The sequence below is a fragment of the Paenibacillus phyllosphaerae genome (genome assembly GCF_014192105.1).
Taxonomy (GTDB): Bacteria; Bacillota; Bacilli; order Paenibacillales; family Paenibacillaceae; genus Paenibacillus_Z; species Paenibacillus_Z phyllosphaerae.
The window spans coordinates 423,184-440,018 of the sequence record NZ_JACHXK010000001.1; the positions used below are offsets into that span (position 1 = coordinate 423,184).

Here is a 16,835-nt window from a genome sequence, read left to right on the forward strand (position 1 = left end):
TGCCCTACTCGGCTTCGATCCGGGAAGCAAGTTCAGCGCCGTTACCCGTTACGAGCTCCAACTTGTAACCTGTTGCCTGTTCGAAGAGCGGTTGGATGATCTCGTCAAAGTCGTTCAAGTACACGACAAGCGGCTCGTCAGACTTGGCCGGCTCCGTTGCCGTATTGGTCGATGTATCTGTCTCTGCTTGCGTGTTCGCATTCGAGCCTGCAGCGGCGGTCGTCTCGGCCTCAGCCGTGTTCGCCCCATTGTTGTCAGCCTGATTCGTGCTGCCGCAAGCGGACAACGTCAAGGTCAGCGTCAGCGCAAGCGCGGCCAGTGACGTGCGATTATACCGGTTATGCATGGTAGATCCTCCCTATTCATCTTTCGTTCTATCGTCTACATCAACTAGATTACGAGATGTATGTAAGGAAGCCATTAACCGGACAATAAGAGTTTATTAAATAATCTCGATATAAATTGGGGGTTCCATAGAATTTTTCTATAGAGTCCCACGCGCAAAAAGACCTCCGCGTCGAATGACACAGAGGTCTAAAAATAAAATCAGCTTGTGGCTTCTCTGAGCTGCTGCTCATCGCCAACGCTAATAATCAAACTGCTATACGCCGTGGACAGATCCACTTCGTAGGGGACAGCCACTTCTTGCCCTTCCTGATCGTACAGCACCCGAACGACCGGGCGATGCGGGATCAGGTCGTTCAAGCGGGAGACGACGCCGATCTCGCCAGATCCGAGCTTGACGGTAACGCCGATCGGGTAAATAGCCACCTTATCGCGGAAACATTGCAGCATCCTCTGTTCGTACATCGTGCCGGATCCGGCATAGAGCGCCTCCATTGCCTCGTGCGGGAGCATAGGCGTCCGGTAGACGCGCATCGTCGTCATCGCGTCATAAGAGTCGACGAGTCCAATCCATTTGGCATACTCGTGGATGTTGTCGCCCGCTATGCCGCGCGGGTAGCCGCTGCCGTCTATCCGTTCATGGTGTTGGAAGGCACAATGCGCGACAAGCAGCGGAATGTTCGGTTCATCCTTCAATAATAGATAGCCCCGTTCCGCGTGCCGCTTCATCTCTTCATATTCCTCGCGGGTGAGCGATCCCGGTTTCTTCAGGACCCCCACGCTGATCTGCGTCTTGCCGACATCGTGCAGCATCGCGCCCATCCCCAGATTCATCAGTTCCGCGCGCGAGTAGCCGCTCGCGATGCCGAGCATCGTCGAATAGATGCACACATTGAGCGAATGCTGATACAAATAATCATCGACGATGCCCATATTCATCAGCATGATGAGTCCATCCTTGCTCTCGAGCAGATCGTCGAGCACGAGCTCCATCACTTCGCGGAATGGCTTGGCGATATAAGGATAAGGCGCTGTGCTCCGCTGGTTCGACCGGTTCATCAACTGCCTGAATTGTGTTCGTATCTCGGAGAGCGCCTTGCGCCTTGTCTCTTCGCTGATCAGATCCGGCACCTGCAAATCCGATGTGCGCGGGTCTTCAATATAAATAAAGTGAACGCCGAAGTCCGATAGACGGCGAATAATCTTACTCGTTAACTCGGAATGTTCCGTAAGAAGGACCTGTCCTTCCTCAGAATAGATTTTCTTCGCCAGCCTCATGCCAGGCATACAGAGATGTGTCGGTATTAGTCGCATCGGAGTACTCGGTCCTCGCTTCTTCCCTTAATCAGGTTCACAATGATGTTCGTAATGTTAATGTAAGGGATTTTAGGCAAAAGAGCAAGAACTTCCACCTACAATTCTCGACAATATATTCCTTCAAACGACACATTCCAACTGTCATATGCAGGACTTATGATCGAAATTCGTCTTACATGACGAGCAGCCAGAACAGCGCGGCTAACAAAAATCGATAAATGGCAAAATGCTTGAGTTTGATGCGTTGGATGAACCGAAGGAAGATCACGATGACGAGCCAAGCGACCAGGAAGGAAGCGATGAATCCGATGAGGAAGAAAGGCAGATTGTCGCCGATATACCGGTAATTGTCGAGCATCTCGTAACCGGTCGCGCAAGCCATAATCGGGATTGCCATGATGAAGGAGAAATCAGCCGCTGCCTTATAGCTCGTGCCGACGAGCATCCCGCCGGCGATCGTCGAGCCCGAGCGCGAATAGCCAGGCCACAGCGACAAGCATTGCAGCAAGCCGATGAGGAAAGCCTGCTTGTATGTAATATCGTCCACCGTTTCGGATACGGTGCGGATTTTTTTCTTCTCGACCAGCCACTCCGCCGTCCACATGTAGATCCCGCCGACGACCAGGGCGAACAGCACCGGGGCCTGATTGAAGCCATCGCCCTTAATCACGTCCTTAAGGAGGAAGGCCAGACCCATAGCCGGCACGATCCCGAGCGCAATATGGACCAGATTAAGCCTTCCGCGGGGGGCGGACTTGCCCGATAGCTTGCCGATCGTCTCCGGCGTGCGGGAGAGACCGAGCAGATTCGCAATCCTTGCCCGGTACACGATCGCCATCGCCAGGATCGCCGCGAGTTGAATGACGATCTCGAACGTAATAATTTGCTGATCATCCGGTGAATAGCCTAACAGCTTGTTCGTCAAAATCATGTGGCCGGAAGACGAGACTGGCAGAAATTCCGTTAAACCCTCGACAATTGCCAGTATGATCGCATTCATTATGTCGCCCATAACGTTGTCCTGATCGCTCCTTTCATCCTATACCCGTTAGCTCGTTGCTTGCTTGGAATTAATCGCGCACCGAGTGCCAACGGCTGCGGCCGCTGTCCGCGATCAACGCTTCGTCCTTCAGCTGCTCTGCCAGCACGCCGCGAATGAATTCCGGCAAGTAATATTGGATGTCGGTACCGCTCTTGATCGACAGATAGCCGACGCCGAACGTGAACATGTCGATCGTTCCTACAATATAGTTACGCTCAAGGTCAAGCTCGGCGCCATCGACGTGAATGGCTGTGATTTTCTCATAAGGCGGTGCATCGGGGTCAAAATCGATCTCCAGACCGTCGACGGCAAGCGTGCCCAGCACCAGCCCGCGGAAGCCGAAGCCGCGAATCGGCTTCTCCTTGAATTCCGTAAGCAGCGACTCCTCCAATGCTTGGCGGATCGCGCTGCCGCTGAGCTGCATGCGGCACGGATTAATCGGAGACGGGCACAACGCGTGAAGCTGACCCGCAGTGACCTCGCCGACGGCAAGGCTCCCGAGCAACTGGCCGGCGTTCACGATCCCGATCTGGGCATCCGTCCAGCTTCTTAATCCGGCCGCGAGCAAATTGGCCAGTGGCGATTCATGAGACGTGCGCGACTCCAGCGGCTGCTCCAGATACGCGACGACATGGCTGAGCCGCTCCGAGGCCAGCGTATGATACTGCTCGATAATCTCGGCAGCCGATTGCTCCAGCTCCCATGCTGCAACGGGCACGCAGGCAACACGGTAACGCGGACGCCCCGAGGCCGGGTCAACGGCAATCTCCACGCGTCCTATGTATTCTCCGAATTTGCCGGCAGCGCACACATACGTCTGACCGATAATCTCCGGTTCTTCGAGCAGATGATGCGTATGGCCACCCAGGATCAGGTCGATACCAGGGATCGATTCCGCCATCTTCCGGTCGAGCAGTATGCCCAGATGCGACATGATTACGATGACGTCGACTTGGCTGCGGAGACGTTCTACTTCCGTGCGGATAGCCGCCAGCGGTTCGGTCACTTCCCAATCGAGCAGCGTATAGAACTCGGAGAAGGCCGCCGTCGCACCGATTAAGCCGATCTTCAGTCCGCCCTTGTCCACAATAATGGAAGGCTGCATCCATTCCGGAAGATCCGATGCTCCCGACCTTTTCATATTGGCGCAAATAACGGGGAACCTCGCTTCCAGCGCATAGGCGTTCGCGAGCTGCTCCATCGTGAAGGTCAGCCCTTCATTATTGCCGACTGTCACCGCTTCGTACCCAGCCGCGTTCATGAGCGCAATATTGACATCCCCGTCACTGCCCTCTGTCTCCAGCCGCATCCGGTCCATATGATCGCCGATATCCAGCAGCAGGACATGCTCCGCGCCGTATTGCCGCCTTGTATCGGCGATATATGAGGCCATGCGCGCTGCATTCTCCAAGCGGCTATGAATATCATTGCTATGCAGAAGAACGACCGCTGGCTCGTCAAAGTTCGTTTCGTTCATGATAGCCTCCGGCATACTGATTCGTTATCGTTTCATGAATAGCTCTTGCGGCGAGAACGTACTCTTGAAGCCGTACACCGACTCGTCGCCCAACGTCTCGTCCTGGATAAAACGGCACACGACGACGCTTTTGACATTCAAGCATTCGCTGCTGCCATTCGGGGTAAACAACCGAAGCGGTCCGCCCTTTGCCAACGGCGCTCCATCCACTCGGAACAGGAAGGCAGCAGACTCCAACTGCTTCCACGGAATGACCGCCTCGAACGAATCGACAGCTTCGACCTTCAGATGCGTCGGATGAGGCTGATCCGCGCCGATCCCTTGTTCAAGCCTCCAAGCGGCATACCATGCCGCAAAATCGAATGCCTCTCCTGCAGCATCATCGACACGCTCACTGAGCGCAAACGTGCTGCCAGCCAATTTGGCCATCGCTTCAGGCGTGCTCGCTTGCTGCTCCAATCCGAAGTGATCGATGATGATCTCCGGAACTCCAGTATTGCGTTCTCCCATCTTTCCCCGTCCTCTCATCGGTCCATACGCGCGTGTTCGCAAGTTTAGAGATGTCCGGCGTTATCCGCCGATCTGCGACATGCGCCTAGCAGTCGGCTCGTGGGTCTGCACTTGATTCGCCAGCTTCTCGGCCATCTCATGATTGAGCGGCTTAATATCCATCGCACGCATGAACAGCTCATGCAGCGCCTCCGGATTGCCCAGCGCCGGCTTCACATTGAGCTCATCAATCCAGTACAGGCACGGCTTGATGCCGCCGTCCGACGTCAAGCGGAGCCGATTGCAGTTCTTGCAGAAATGGTCGCTGATCGGATGGATAAGCCCGAACGAGCCTACGCCCCCCTCGATCAAATAATCCTCCGACGGGCCGTTGCCCAACACGTCGCTCTTCGGCGCGAACTTGTAACCGGATTCCTCGGCGATCTCGAGTACCCGCGACAACGGCAGGTAATGATTGCGCCAACCTTCGTCGGCATGGCCGATCGGCATATATTCGATGAACCGCACGTGCAGCGGCTGCTCGTAGCTCATCTTCAGGAAGGACGCGATCTCGTCTTCGTTAACGCCTTTGAGCAGCACGCAATTGAGCTTGATCGGCGAGAAGCCGACCTTCGCGGCAGCCTCGATCCCTTCCATGACGCGCTTCAAGTCACCGCGGCGGGCAATGAAACGGAACCGTGTCGGATCGAGCGTATCAAGGCTGATGTTGACCCGGTTAAGTCCCGCGTCCTTCAGCGCCTGTGCTTGTGCCGCCAGCAACACGCCATTCGTCGTCAGCGAGATATCGCGGATGCCTTCGATCGCGGACAGGCGCGCGATTAGCCCAGCCAATCCGGGCCTGACGAGCGGCTCGCCTCCCGTAATACGCAGCTTCGAGATCCCGAGGCTGGCTGCGGTCTCCACCACTTCGACAATCGAATCATAGCTAAGTAAGTCTTCGGACGGCGCGAATTCGACGCCTTCCTCCGGCATGCAATATAGGCAGCGCAGGTTACAACGGTCTGTAACCGATATGCGCAAATAATTATGGACGCGTCCAAATCGATCGGTCAAAACGGTCATGAGCAGGCTCACTCCTTTCTAGAACTTCTAATAGCATAACATTTTTAATTTGATTATGGTATGCTAGATAGAACCATTAACATCCGACAATGAGAGGTTTACTGCCATGACTATAGAATGGAAGATCCAATTGTTTGCCGGCTTGGCCGACCGATTCGGCACGCCTGCCTTAGCTCTTGCATTACCTGAAGAGAAGCTTACCGTAAGCGAGTTGAAGCAGGCTCTGAGCGAGCAGTATCCCGAGCAGGCCTCGCTGCTGTCCATATCGTTCGTCGCCTGCAACCAGTCCTACGCAACCGATGATGCCGTTATCCGCGCTCAGGATGAGCTCGCATTGCTGCCGCCGGTATCCGGTGGCGAAGAGACCGCAGCTCCGCAGCCGACGCTCGCGGAGACACCCCGCTTTGTCGTTACGGACGAGCCGTTGTCCGTCGATGCTGTGACGCGCCAGGTCATCGCCGCCGCGAACGGAGCTACATTGACCTTTACCGGCACAACCCGCGAATGGACGCACGGCGTGCGTACCGTCAAGTTGGAGTATGAGGCCTATGTACCGATGGCCGTGAAGACGCTCGAACAGATCGGAGATGAAATCGCCGAGCGGTGGCCCGGCACCTTGACCGCCATCGCGCATCGCATCGGCGTCGTGGATATCGCCGAGATCAGCGTCGTCATCGCCGTTTCCTCGCCGCATCGCGATACATGCTACGAGGCAAGCCGGTACGCCATTGAACGATTGAAGCAGATCGTCCCGATCTGGAAGAAGGAGATCTGGGAGGACGGCTCGGAATGGAAAGGACATCAGTTGGGTCCATGGGATCCTACGGTCAGCCTCAAGTAGTTTCAGCCATCCGACCCGCTTACGGAGTGACTCGCTCGCAAGAAGGAGGCGTAATCCGCCCTTGACTACATATGAATCTTCGCAAGACAACCTTAACGCTTCCGCAGTATCACGCTACGCCCGGCAGATTCGTTACGCCCCGATCGGCCCCTCCGGTCAAGAGCGATTGACCGGCAGCCGCGTCGCCGTTGTCGGGCTAGGCGCGCTCGGCTCGGTAGCTGCACAGCATCTGGTCCGCTCCGGCGTCGGATTCGTTCGGATTATCGACCGTGACGTGCTGGAGTGGAGCAATTTGCAGCGGCAGGTGCTATACACGGAGGACGATGTGCTCCGTATGCTGCCCAAAGCAGAAGCTGCGGCTTCCCGACTGCAAAGCATGAACAGCACGGTAACGATCGAACCGCATGTGACCGACGTGACGAGCAGCAATGCCGAGGAGCTGCTCAGCGAGGTGGATCTGATCGTGGACGGCTCGGACAATTTCACCGTCCGCTATCTGATCAACGATGTCAGCCTTAAGCACGGTATCCCTTGGATCTACGGCGGCGTCGTCGGCTCGACCGGCATGACGATGAACTATATTCCGGGCAAGACGCCATGCTTCCGCTGCCTGTTCCCGAATCCGCCGCAATCCGGCGCGGTCGACACCTGCGATACGGCAGGCGTTATCTCGCCGGCGGTCGATGTCGTCGCTTCGCTGCAATCTGCCGAAGCGCTGAAGTGGCTCAGCGGCAACGCTCAAGCCATGCGCGACACGCTGCTGCAGCTGGACCTGTGGCATCAACAATGGATGCCGCTGAAGGTCGGCAATTCGCATCGCGACGACTGCCCGGCTTGCGCGAAGGGACACTACGAATTTCTCGAGCAGCATACCTTCGAGCCGGCGGCCGTCGCGCTATGCGGCCGCATGACCGTTCAAGTGACGCCGGGCCAACCGGCCAGCCTGTCCTTCGACGAGTTGGAACAACGCCTCGGGCGCATTGGCGAAGTGGAACGGAATCCGTTCCTCCTCAAGTATCGGCGTGACGCAGACATCACGATGGTCATCTTCCTGAATGGCCGGGCACTCATCCAAGGGACCGAAGATCCGATCCTTGCCAAACGCGTCTACGCCGAGTTATTTAGTCTATGATCGCAAGTCACATAATAGAAGAAAACTCCGGATCGCCGCTGCACGTGCAGTAGGCAATCCGGAGTTTTTATTTTGTAAGGCGCGATCTTAGCCGATCGAGCCTTCCATTTCGAACTTGATGAGACGGTTCATCTCGACCGCGTACTCCATCGGCAGCTCTTTAGTGAACGGTTCGATGAAGCCCATGACGATCATCTGTGTCGCTTCGTTCTCCGACAGACCGCGGCTCATCAGGTAGAAGAGCTGGTCTTCGGATACTTTGGATACAGTTGCCTCATGCTCGAGCGTAATGTTATCGTTCAAGATTTCGTTGTACGGAATCGTGTCCGATGTCGATTGGTTGTCGAGGATGAGCGTATCGCACTTGATGTTCGCTTTGGAGCCTTCGGAATTGCGTCCGAACGAAGCCAGACCGCGGTATGTTACTTTGCCGCCATGCTTCGAGATCGACTTCGAGATGATCGTGGAAGTCGTGTCTGGTGCCAGGTGAATCATCTTCGCGCCTGCGTCTTGGTGCTGGCCTTTGCCGGCAACGGCGATCGAGAGGACCATGCCTTTCGCGCCGCGGCCTTTAAGGACAACCGCAGGGTATTTCATCGTCAGCTTGGAACCGATGTTGCCATCGACCCATTCCATCGTAGCGTTCTCTTCTGCAACCGCACGTTTCGTAACGAGGTTGTAGATGTTCGGCGCCCAGTTCTGGATCGTCGTGTAGCGAACGCGCGCGTTCTTCTTGCAGATGATCTCAACGACCGCGCTGTGGAGCGAGTTCGTGCTGTATACGGGAGCTGTACAGCCTTCAACGTAGTGAACGAAGCTGTCTTCGTCCGCGATGATGAGCGTACGCTCGAATTGGCCCATGTTCTCGGAGTTGATCCGGAAGTAAGCTTGAAGCGGAATTTCGCACTTCACGCCCTTTGGCACGTAGATGAAGCTGCCGCCGGACCATACAGCGCTATTCAGCGCGGCGAACTTATTGTCAGCCGGCGGAATAACGGTACCGAAGTACTCCCTGAAGATCTCTGGATGCTCGCGAAGCGCAGTGTCCGTATCCGTGAAGATAACGCCTTGCTTCTCAAGGTCTTCCTGCATGCTGTGGTAAACGACCTCGGACTCGTATTGAGCCGATACGCCTGCCAAGAACTTCTGCTCCGCTTCAGGAATACCGAGCTTGTCGAACGTTTCCTTGATTTCTTGCGGTACTTCTTCCCATGTTTTACCTTGCTTCTCCGAAGGCTTGACATAGTACTGAATATCATTGAAATCAAGATCGTCGAGCTCTCCGCCCCAACGCGGCAGCGGCATTTTGTTGAACTGTTCGAGCGATTTCAGACGGAATTCCAACATCCATTCTGGCTCGCCTTTCATTTCCGAGATCGTGCGTACGATCTCAGGCGTCAATCCTTTACCGGATTGGAATACCGCTTTATGCTCATCGCGAAAGCCGTATTTGTACTCTTCCATCTCAGGCATACTTTTAGCCATGGTAAGCCTCCCTTTCTATGCTGCGCGTACTTAGGCACGCGAGTTAAGACTGCTGTTCGATCCCTTTGCGGAGCGCGTTCCACGCAAGTGTCGCGCACTTGATCCGCGCCGGGAATTTGCTTACGCCGGACAGTGCCTCGATATCTTCGTTCTCATCGAATTCAACCTGCTCGCCTTTTATAAAGGAAGAGAACTTCTCGGCCATAGCGAGTGCCTCGCCAAGCGTTTTATCCTTAACGGCTTCGGTCATCATCGAAGCGGACGACATGCTAATCGAGCAGCCTTCGCCCGTGAACTTCGCTTGTTTGACGACATCGCCTTCGACTTGAAGCTGAAGCTGAATGCGGTCGCCGCAGGTCGGATTGTTCAGGTTAATCGTGACAGCCTGCTCATCCAATGTCCCGCGGTTACGCGGATTTTTGTAATGATCCATAATGACGCGGCGGTACAAATCATCCAATTGCATAACCGAAGAACTCCTTTGTTTGGTGGAGGGCGTCCACAAGCCGGTCAACGTCCTCTTCGGTATTATATAAATAAAAGCTAGCCCGTGCAGTAGAAGAAACTTCCAACCAGCGCATCAGCGGCTGCGCGCAATGGTGGCCGGCACGAATTGCGATGCCTTTCGTGTCAAGCACGGTTGCCAAATCATGCGGATGAACGTCATCCAGATTAAACGTGACGAGTCCCGCACGGTCCTGTTCAGGTCCGTAGATCGTAATCCCGTTAACCTCGCTTAGTCGATTATACGCATAGGTTGTCAATTCATGCTCATGGCGCGCGATTTCATCCAGACCGATTTCGTTCAGGAAATCGATCGCCGCTCCGAGGCCGACAGCTCCGGCGATAATCGGGGTGCCGCCTTCGAATTTCCACGGCAGCTCCTTCCATGTCGAATCGTACAGATCCACATGGTCGATCATCTCGCCGCCGAATTCGACCGGCTCCATCTGCTCGAGCAGCTCCTTCTTACCATATAATGCGCCGATGCCCGTAGGCGCGCACATTTTGTGGCCGGAGAAAGCATAGAAATCACAATCCAGATCGCGTACGTCAACCTTCATATGCGGCGTGCTCTGTGCGCCATCGACAACCATCTTCGCTCCGTGACGGTGCGCGATCGCCGTAATTTCCTTGATCGGATTGATAACGCCGAGTACGTTCGATACATAGACGACGGATACGATCTTCGTCCGGTCCGTAATGGTCTGCTCCACATCTTCAATCCGGAGTGTTCCGTCTTCCTGAAGCGGAATATACTTAAGCGTTGCGCCTGTCGCCTTGGCAACTTGCTGCCACGGGATCAGGTTGCTATGGTGCTCCATCGCGGTAAGGACGATCTCGTCGCCTTCGCCGCAGACCGAGCGGGCATAGCTGCTGGCTACCAGATTCAGTGCCGTCGTCGTGCCGCGCGTGAAAATAATTTCCTGTGCGCTCGCTGCGTTCAGCAGAGCACGAACTTTCTCCCGTGCTCCCTCGTATGCGTCAGTCGCCCGTGAACCGAGCGTATGAACACCACGGTGCACATTCGCATTATCAAGCTCATAGTAACGTTTGACCGCATCAATGACGGAACGCGGCTTCTGCGAAGACGCCGCGCTGTCCAAATATACGAGCGGATGCCCGTTTATATTTTGATGCAGAATCGGGAATTGCTCCCGAATCGCCTCAATGTTCATGCCTGCAGCTTCCTTTCAAGAAGCAGTCGGAGCTGTTCCTGTACAGCATCGATCGGAATTTCGGATACGACAGGTGCCAGGAAGCCGTTGATGATCAGACGCTCCGCTTCACGCTTCGAAATACCACGGGACATCAGGTAGTACACTTGCTCTGGATTCACTTGGCCGACCGATGCTGCGTGGCCCGCAGTAACGTCATCCTCGTCAATCAGAAGGATCGGGTTCGCGTCGCCGCGCGCTTTCGGGCTGAGCATGAGCACTTTCTCGGTCTGCTCGCCGTTAGCTTTGGTCGCGCCTTTCTCGATCTTGGTAATGCCATTGATGATCGCCGTTGCGGAATCCTTCATAACCGCGCGGGTTACCATCTGGCTGTCGGAGCTGCGGCCGACGTGAACAGCGCCTGTCGTAAGCGACATCTGCTGTTTGCCGGAACCGATGCTGATGACTTTCGCATCCGAAGTCGAACCGTTGCCGCGAAGCACGGAACGCGTCTCGGACAGCGTATTGCCGTCATGCAGATCGCCGACGATCCATTCGATGCGGCCGTCATTCTCAACGACAGCGCGGCGGATCGACAGATCGATGATGTTCTCAGCCATATGGTGCACAGTTGCGAAGCGAACATGTGCCCCCGGCTTAACGAATACTTCGACGATGTTCTGAAGCACGAGCGCTTGCTGCTCGCCTTCATAGAGGCTGCTTGCGTTATCCACGTAAGTCACGCGGGAGTTATTGTCAGCTACGACGAGCACGTGCGGAGCGAACGTTGCTTGCGCATCGTCGCTGTACAGAAGCGCTTGAAGCGGTACTGCTACTTCAACATTCTTCGGCACGTACAGGAACACCCCGCCATTCCATATTGCGGAATGAAGCGCGGACAGCTTGTTCTCATCCTGCGCGACAGCCTTGAACAGATATTGTTGAACGAGATCGCCATGCTCGCGCACTGCCGTCTCGAGATCAGTGAAAATGACGCCTTGGCTTTGTAGCTCGGCGGACAGCTGCTTGAATACAGCGCCAGAGTTGCGTTGAACAACGAACCCTGCCTGTCCTTCACCGGTCAACGTGCGCAGCGACTCCGGAAGCTCGTCTGCCGACGCAAGGACTGCCGGTGCTTTGTATTCGCCTACTGCATTCAAATTCCAGCGGTCGATCCGGACTTTCTCCGGTTTCGGCCATTCCAGCGTTTCCGTAAGCTCAGCGCCTTGAACGCGCAGCGCCGTGAGCCATTCCGGCTCGCCCTTGCTGAGGGAAAGCGCCTCGGCGGCTTGGCGGTTAACCGGAGTTGATAGTTGTGTACTCATTGTCGATTACTCCTCCTCCGCTTAAGCCTGGCCGACGGTTTCGTCCACGATGCCCAGTTCTTCTTTAACCCAATCATAACCTTCGTTCTCCAGACGCTCTGCCAGTTCAGGACCGCCGGATTTCACGATGCGGCCTTGCATCATTACGTGTACGAAGTCTGGCTTGATGTAGTTGAGGAGACGTTGGTAGTGCGTAATGATCAGGAAGCCGCGCTCTTCGGAACGCATGCTGTTCACGCCGGCTGCAACGATTTTCAGTGCGTCGATGTCAAGACCGGAGTCGATCTCGTCGAGTACGACGATCTTCGGATCCAGCATCAGCATTTGCAGAATTTCGTTACGCTTCTTCTCGCCGCCGGAGAATCCTTCGTTCAGGTAACGGTGCGCGAACTCAGGGTTCATGTCGAGTTCTTTCATCTTAGCTTCCATTTGGCGAATGAACTTGATGAGCGAGATCTCGTTGCCTTCGCCGCGGCGAGCGTTGATTGCGCTGCGCAGGAAGTCGGAGTTCGTTACGCCTGCGATTTCGCTCGGATACTGCATAGCGAGGAACAGGCCTGCACGTGCGCGCTCGTCCGTATCCATCTCCATCAGATCTTCGCCGTCAAGCGTTGCAGTGCCTTCTGTTACTTCATATTTCGGGTGGCCCATCAGTGCCGAAGCGAGCGTACTCTTACCAGTACCGTTCGGACCCATGATGGCGTGAACTTCGCCACCTTTAATTTCAATGTTGATGCCTTTAAGAATCTCTTTATCTTCGATCGAAGCCTTCAAGCCTTCGATCACGAAATGCGTTGCCATAATGTGCTGCTCCCTCCGTTAGTCGGTTGTCCCATTTGTGACAATTCCTTATTGATAATTATTCTAATCTGATTCTCAGTGATTATCAATCTAATTTTATTACAAATATGTGTCCAAATCAACTTTCGCCTCTGCTTACAACCTTCCCGGTGACTCGCTACAGTCCTAGCGCCAAGCGGATTTCCTGCACTTTCGCAGCGAAAATGTCGTCGTCCAGCACCGGCTTGAACGCGCGTGCCGGAATCCCGTCTTCCAGCGTTACCCAAGACTTGCAGCCCGTATATGCCGGGCGCTGCGGAATCTCGGTCTCCTCGAGCACATAGACGCGCAGCAGCAGCAGATGCAGCGGCTTCGTCCGCTTCCACTTTAGCCGTTCCTCGGCGAACGTATCGGTCCAGATATGGAATTCCCTGACTTTATCCAGTGTATCCTGATCGCGGATTTCAATATCATCCACGACCTCCGCGTAAGCGTTTATTTTCACCGTATCGCCGCCGGGCGCATAGCCTTGCAGCGTCTCTTGTATTCCGCTCTGGTAGGGCGCCTTCAGCAGCTCAGGTTTCTGATGCTCGTAAGCCGGCAGCAAGTAAAATTGCGGGCTGCGCAGCTGAAAGTCGCGAGTCTCCTCCGCGATGCCGCCTTTGCGAAGCACCATGATCTGTTCCCCCTCGGAAAGCGCCTTAACCGCGACCGCCCATTCCTTAAGCGCGACTGGCAACCGTTGTTCCGGGCTCGTCATCGTCCATCCCCCCACGTCCTGACACAAGTGCCTACCCATTATAACAGAGCAGGTATTCCAACGCGAACCAATATTCGGTATACTTGTTGCAGATCAAAACCACATCAGGAAGCAGCAGCCTTCTACCTCTCTTAAGGGGCGATGCAAGCTTCTTCCCTACCCTTACGAACCGGAGGTGGACAACCATGTCTACTTATCATCCATTGACCGAGAATGAAGCGATCGAGATCGCCCGTTCTCTGACGAGCGTGCTGCCGAATGCGGAGACGCTTCATTGCCGCGAGATCGGCGACGGCAACTTGAATCTCGTGTTCCACATTACCGACCCGAATAGCGGTCGGAGCCTGATCATGAAGCAAGCGCTGCCTTACGCCAAGGTAGTTGGCGAATCATGGCCGCTTACGCTTGACCGCGCGCGCATCGAGAGCGAATCGCTCATTATCGAAGGGAAGCTTGCGCCAGAGCTCGTCCCGCAAGTGTACAAATATGATCCGGAGCTTGCGCTGACGATCATGGAGGACTTAAGCGACCATGTCATTATGCGCCGCGGCCTGATCGAAGGCGGACGTTATCCGCGTTTTGCCGAGGACATCTCCACCTTCCTCGCGCAGACGTTGTTCTTCACCTCGGATCTGGGCATGAACCAACAAGAGAAGAAGCTTCGCGTGCGCGACTTTATTAACCCTGAATTGTGCAAAATAACCGAAGATCTTATTTTCGATGATCCATACACGGTGTCGGCGAACAATAGCTACGATGCGGCCATCGAGGATGAAGCCGAAGAGCTGCGCACCGACGGCGAGCTTCATCTGGAAGTTGCGCTGCTGCGCGAGAAGTTCCTGACGCAAGCGCAAGCGCTACTGCACGGCGACCTGCATACGGGCAGCATCTTCATCACGCCGGAGTCGACTAAAGTCATTGACCCGGAATTCGCTTACTTCGGGCCAATGGGCTTTGACATCGGCGCCGTTCTTGCGAACTTGCTGCTGAACTACGCATCGCGTGACGGTTGGCATGCATCGGATTCGGAAGCGGCCGATTATCGCGAATATCTGATTACGACGATCCGTGACATCTGGACGCAATTCGAAGCCAAGTTCCTCAAGCTATGGGATGAGCACGGCATCGACCGGATCGCATCGGCAGCCCCTGGCTACAAGGAACTATATATGAAGCGATTGCTTCAAGACACGATCGGATTCGCCGGCGCGAAGATGGTCCGCCGCATCGTTGGCCTTGCCCATGTAGCAGATATCGACCGCATTGAAGATGCAGCCGTTCGCGAACGCGCTCAACGCACAGCTCTTGCCATCGGCAAATCACTCATTAAACTGAATCGTCGCGCAGAGTCGATCGAACAATTGATAGACGCTGCAGTTACTGCCTCTTCGGCAGTAAAGGCATAAGGAAAGGAAAGTAAACATGACACAATCGACATCAACCGCCCTGCAATCCGTTATCTGGGCAGGCGAACATCTTGATCTGCTCGACCAGCGCCTACTCCCAGAGGAGATCGTCTACCTTCCCCTGGTCACCGTAGAGGACGTATGGGAAGCCATCCGTCACCTGAAAGTTCGCGGCGCGCCGGCCATCGGCATCTCCGCGGCTTACGGCGTCGTGCTCGGCGGCCGCAACAGCGAGACGATCGAGCAATGGCTCGAAGCGGTCAAGGCTGCTTCCGCGCATCTGGCGACGAGCCGTCCGACAGCCGTTAACCTGTTCTGGGCGCTCGACCGCATGAGAGCGGCGGCAGATCGTATCGTCGAGAGCGGCGCCCCGCTGGAAGCGGCGAAGCGCGCCCTGCTCGATGAAGCCATCGCGATCCAAAGCGAAGACGAAGAGACGAACCGCCTCATCGGCGAGCATGCGCTGTCACTGTTCGAAGATGGCATGGGCGTGCTCACGCACTGTAATGCAGGCGGACTTGCAACAGCCAAGTACGGTACCGCATTGGCACCGTTCTATCTCGCGCAAGAACGCGGCATCAGCCTGAAAGTGTTCGCTGACGAGACGCGTCCGGTCCTCCAAGGCGCACGCCTTACGGCTTTCGAGCTGCAGCAAGCAGGCGTTGATGTGACGCTCATCTGCGATAACATGGCCGGCATGGTGATGAACAAAGGATGGGTCAATGCCGTAATCGTCGGCACCGACCGCGTTGCGGCGAACGGCGATGTCGCCAACAAAATCGGCACGTACAGCGTTGCCGTTCTTGCGAAGGCACATGGCATTCCATTCTATGTGGCTTGCCCGCTGTCCACCATCGACCTGAACACACCGTCGGGCGATCTCATTCCGATCGAGGAGCGCGGCGCCGAAGAGATAACGGAAGGCTTCGGCAAACGGACCGCTCCGGTGGGCGTGAAAGTGTTCAACCCGGCGTTCGACGTAACGCCGCATGAATATGTAACTGCCATCATTACCGAGAAGGGCATCGTCCAAGCGCCATTCGATGTCAACTTGAAGAAACTGTTCGAACAAGGTGAAACGACTGACGCCGACCTTTAGCGGCGTAGTAAGTTTCATTCCGGAGAAATAGAAGATAATTTATAAACGTGAAACTTATAAATGCTTCTATTTCAAGGTGAAACGACTGACGCCGACCTCTAGCGGCGTAGTAAGATTCACTCCGGAGAAATAGAAGATGATTGATAAGCGTGAAACTTATGAATGCTTCTATTTCAAGAATAAAGAATTAAGAAGGGTTGCCGTCATTGGAGCATAAATTAGCACCATGGCGGCAACCCTGTTATGTGCTAAGCGACAGATCGTCTAGAGCATTAACGCCACTGCGTCCGAACCCTTCATCCCCGGGCTGATCCCGAGCGCGAGCGCCGCGCCGGTGACGGATTCGAGCGGAGCGGCCATCAGATCTTCCAAAGTACGGACACCGACAGCACGGCCGGCAATAATGTTCCTGTCGCTGAGCTTCTCATTCAGCAAGCCAACGTCCAAGGCACCGCACATGATGTAGCCTTTATCCGTTGTAACAGCGAGCAGCGTCGTCTTTGGCAGCTTCACTTCCACGCCAAGGACGGTTGCGCCATTGTCGAGCACGATTGGAACCATTCGCATCATCCGAAACCACCTCCTTTATAGCGGGC

17 protein-coding genes are annotated in these 16,835 nt (G+C 55.2%); 4 read left to right on the forward strand and 13 right to left on the reverse strand.

From position 1 onward, the window contains the following. Window positions 1–4: 4 nt before the first annotated feature. The 6 genes from FHS18_RS34010 to moaA form a co-directional block, all read right to left on the reverse strand. Window positions 5–346 carry a hypothetical protein gene (locus FHS18_RS34010; RefSeq protein WP_221401167.1) on the reverse strand — a complete coding sequence of 114 codons (342 nt, stop codon included), beginning with the start codon at window positions 344–346 and terminating at the stop codon, window positions 5–7. 200 nt (window positions 347–546) lie between these two features. Then, complete coding sequence (locus tag FHS18_RS01615) at window positions 547–1,659, reverse strand: HD-GYP domain-containing protein (protein ID WP_183596224.1); 1,113 nt, start codon at window positions 1,657–1,659, stop codon at window positions 547–549. 175 nt (window positions 1,660–1,834) lie between these two features. Then, window positions 1,835–2,674 (reverse strand): undecaprenyl-diphosphate phosphatase, encoded by an 840-nt coding sequence (locus FHS18_RS01620; RefSeq protein WP_183596226.1) that lies wholly within the window; start codon window positions 2,672–2,674, stop codon window positions 1,835–1,837. 58 nt (window positions 2,675–2,732) lie between these two features. After that, window positions 2,733–4,181 (reverse strand): bifunctional metallophosphatase/5'-nucleotidase, encoded by a 1,449-nt coding sequence (locus FHS18_RS01625; RefSeq protein WP_183596228.1) that lies wholly within the window; start codon window positions 4,179–4,181, stop codon window positions 2,733–2,735. Between the two features lie 24 nt (window positions 4,182–4,205). Further along, window positions 4,206–4,691 carry a hypothetical protein gene (locus tag FHS18_RS01630; protein ID WP_183596230.1) on the reverse strand — a complete coding sequence of 162 codons (486 nt, stop codon included), beginning with the start codon at window positions 4,689–4,691 and terminating at the stop codon, window positions 4,206–4,208. Window positions 4,692–4,751: 60 nt separating this feature from the next. Next, window positions 4,752–5,753, reverse strand: coding sequence for a GTP 3',8-cyclase MoaA (gene moaA, locus FHS18_RS01635; protein ID WP_183596232.1), 1,002 nt, complete (start codon window positions 5,751–5,753; stop codon window positions 4,752–4,754). A gap of 106 nt (window positions 5,754–5,859) precedes the next feature. Here moaA and moaD point away from each other — a divergent pair, with 106 nt between their 5' ends. Beyond that, complete coding sequence (moaD, locus tag FHS18_RS34830) at window positions 5,860–6,594, forward strand: molybdopterin converting factor subunit 1 (RefSeq protein ID WP_183596234.1); 735 nt, start codon at window positions 5,860–5,862, stop codon at window positions 6,592–6,594. 61 nt (window positions 6,595–6,655) lie between these two features. Next, window positions 6,656–7,726 (forward strand): ThiF family adenylyltransferase, encoded by a 1,071-nt coding sequence (locus tag FHS18_RS01645; protein WP_183596237.1) that lies wholly within the window; start codon window positions 6,656–6,658, stop codon window positions 7,724–7,726. Window positions 7,727–7,813: 87 nt separating this feature from the next. Here the strand turns inward: FHS18_RS01645 and sufB are convergent, their stop codons facing one another. The 6 genes from sufB to FHS18_RS01675 form a co-directional block, all read right to left on the reverse strand. Then, window positions 7,814–9,211, reverse strand: a complete 1,398-nt coding sequence (gene sufB / locus FHS18_RS01650) for a Fe-S cluster assembly protein SufB (RefSeq protein ID WP_183596239.1) — start codon at window positions 9,209–9,211, stop codon at window positions 7,814–7,816. A gap of 43 nt (window positions 9,212–9,254) precedes the next feature. Beyond that, the gene (gene sufU / locus FHS18_RS01655; protein WP_183596241.1) at window positions 9,255–9,677 is read right to left on the reverse strand and encodes a Fe-S cluster assembly sulfur transfer protein SufU; all 423 of its coding nucleotides are present in this window, start codon (window positions 9,675–9,677) and stop codon (window positions 9,255–9,257) included. Then, window positions 9,664–10,890: a cysteine desulfurase gene (locus FHS18_RS01660; RefSeq protein WP_183596243.1), complete on the reverse strand. Its 1,227-nt coding sequence runs from the start codon at window positions 10,888–10,890 to the stop codon at window positions 9,664–9,666. Before FHS18_RS01660 ends, sufU begins: the two co-directional genes overlap by 14 nt. Then, the gene (gene sufD, locus FHS18_RS01665) at window positions 10,887–12,194 is read right to left on the reverse strand and encodes a Fe-S cluster assembly protein SufD (protein WP_183596245.1); all 1,308 of its coding nucleotides are present in this window, start codon (window positions 12,192–12,194) and stop codon (window positions 10,887–10,889) included. Before sufD ends, FHS18_RS01660 begins: the two co-directional genes overlap by 4 nt. 21 nt (window positions 12,195–12,215) lie before the next feature. Then, complete coding sequence (gene sufC, locus FHS18_RS01670) at window positions 12,216–12,995, reverse strand: Fe-S cluster assembly ATPase SufC (RefSeq protein ID WP_183596247.1); 780 nt, start codon at window positions 12,993–12,995, stop codon at window positions 12,216–12,218. A 157-nt stretch (window positions 12,996–13,152) separates the two neighbouring features. Beyond that, on the reverse strand, window positions 13,153–13,734 hold the full coding sequence (locus tag FHS18_RS01675) for a DUF1802 family protein (protein ID WP_183596249.1): 582 nt from the start codon (window positions 13,732–13,734) through the stop codon (window positions 13,153–13,155). A gap of 185 nt (window positions 13,735–13,919) precedes the next feature. On the opposite strand from FHS18_RS01675, the gene mtnK reads away from it, so the two are divergent. Next, complete coding sequence (gene mtnK / locus FHS18_RS01680) at window positions 13,920–15,140, forward strand: S-methyl-5-thioribose kinase (RefSeq protein ID WP_183596251.1); 1,221 nt, start codon at window positions 13,920–13,922, stop codon at window positions 15,138–15,140. A gap of 16 nt (window positions 15,141–15,156) precedes the next feature. Further along, window positions 15,157–16,239: an S-methyl-5-thioribose-1-phosphate isomerase gene (gene mtnA, locus FHS18_RS01685; RefSeq protein WP_183596253.1), complete on the forward strand. Its 1,083-nt coding sequence runs from the start codon at window positions 15,157–15,159 to the stop codon at window positions 16,237–16,239. 264 nt (window positions 16,240–16,503) lie between these two features. Here the strand turns inward: mtnA and FHS18_RS01690 are convergent, their stop codons facing one another. Next, window positions 16,504–16,809, reverse strand: a complete 306-nt coding sequence (locus FHS18_RS01690) for a YunC family protein (protein WP_183596255.1) — start codon at window positions 16,807–16,809, stop codon at window positions 16,504–16,506. Window positions 16,810–16,835 lie beyond the last annotated feature (26 nt).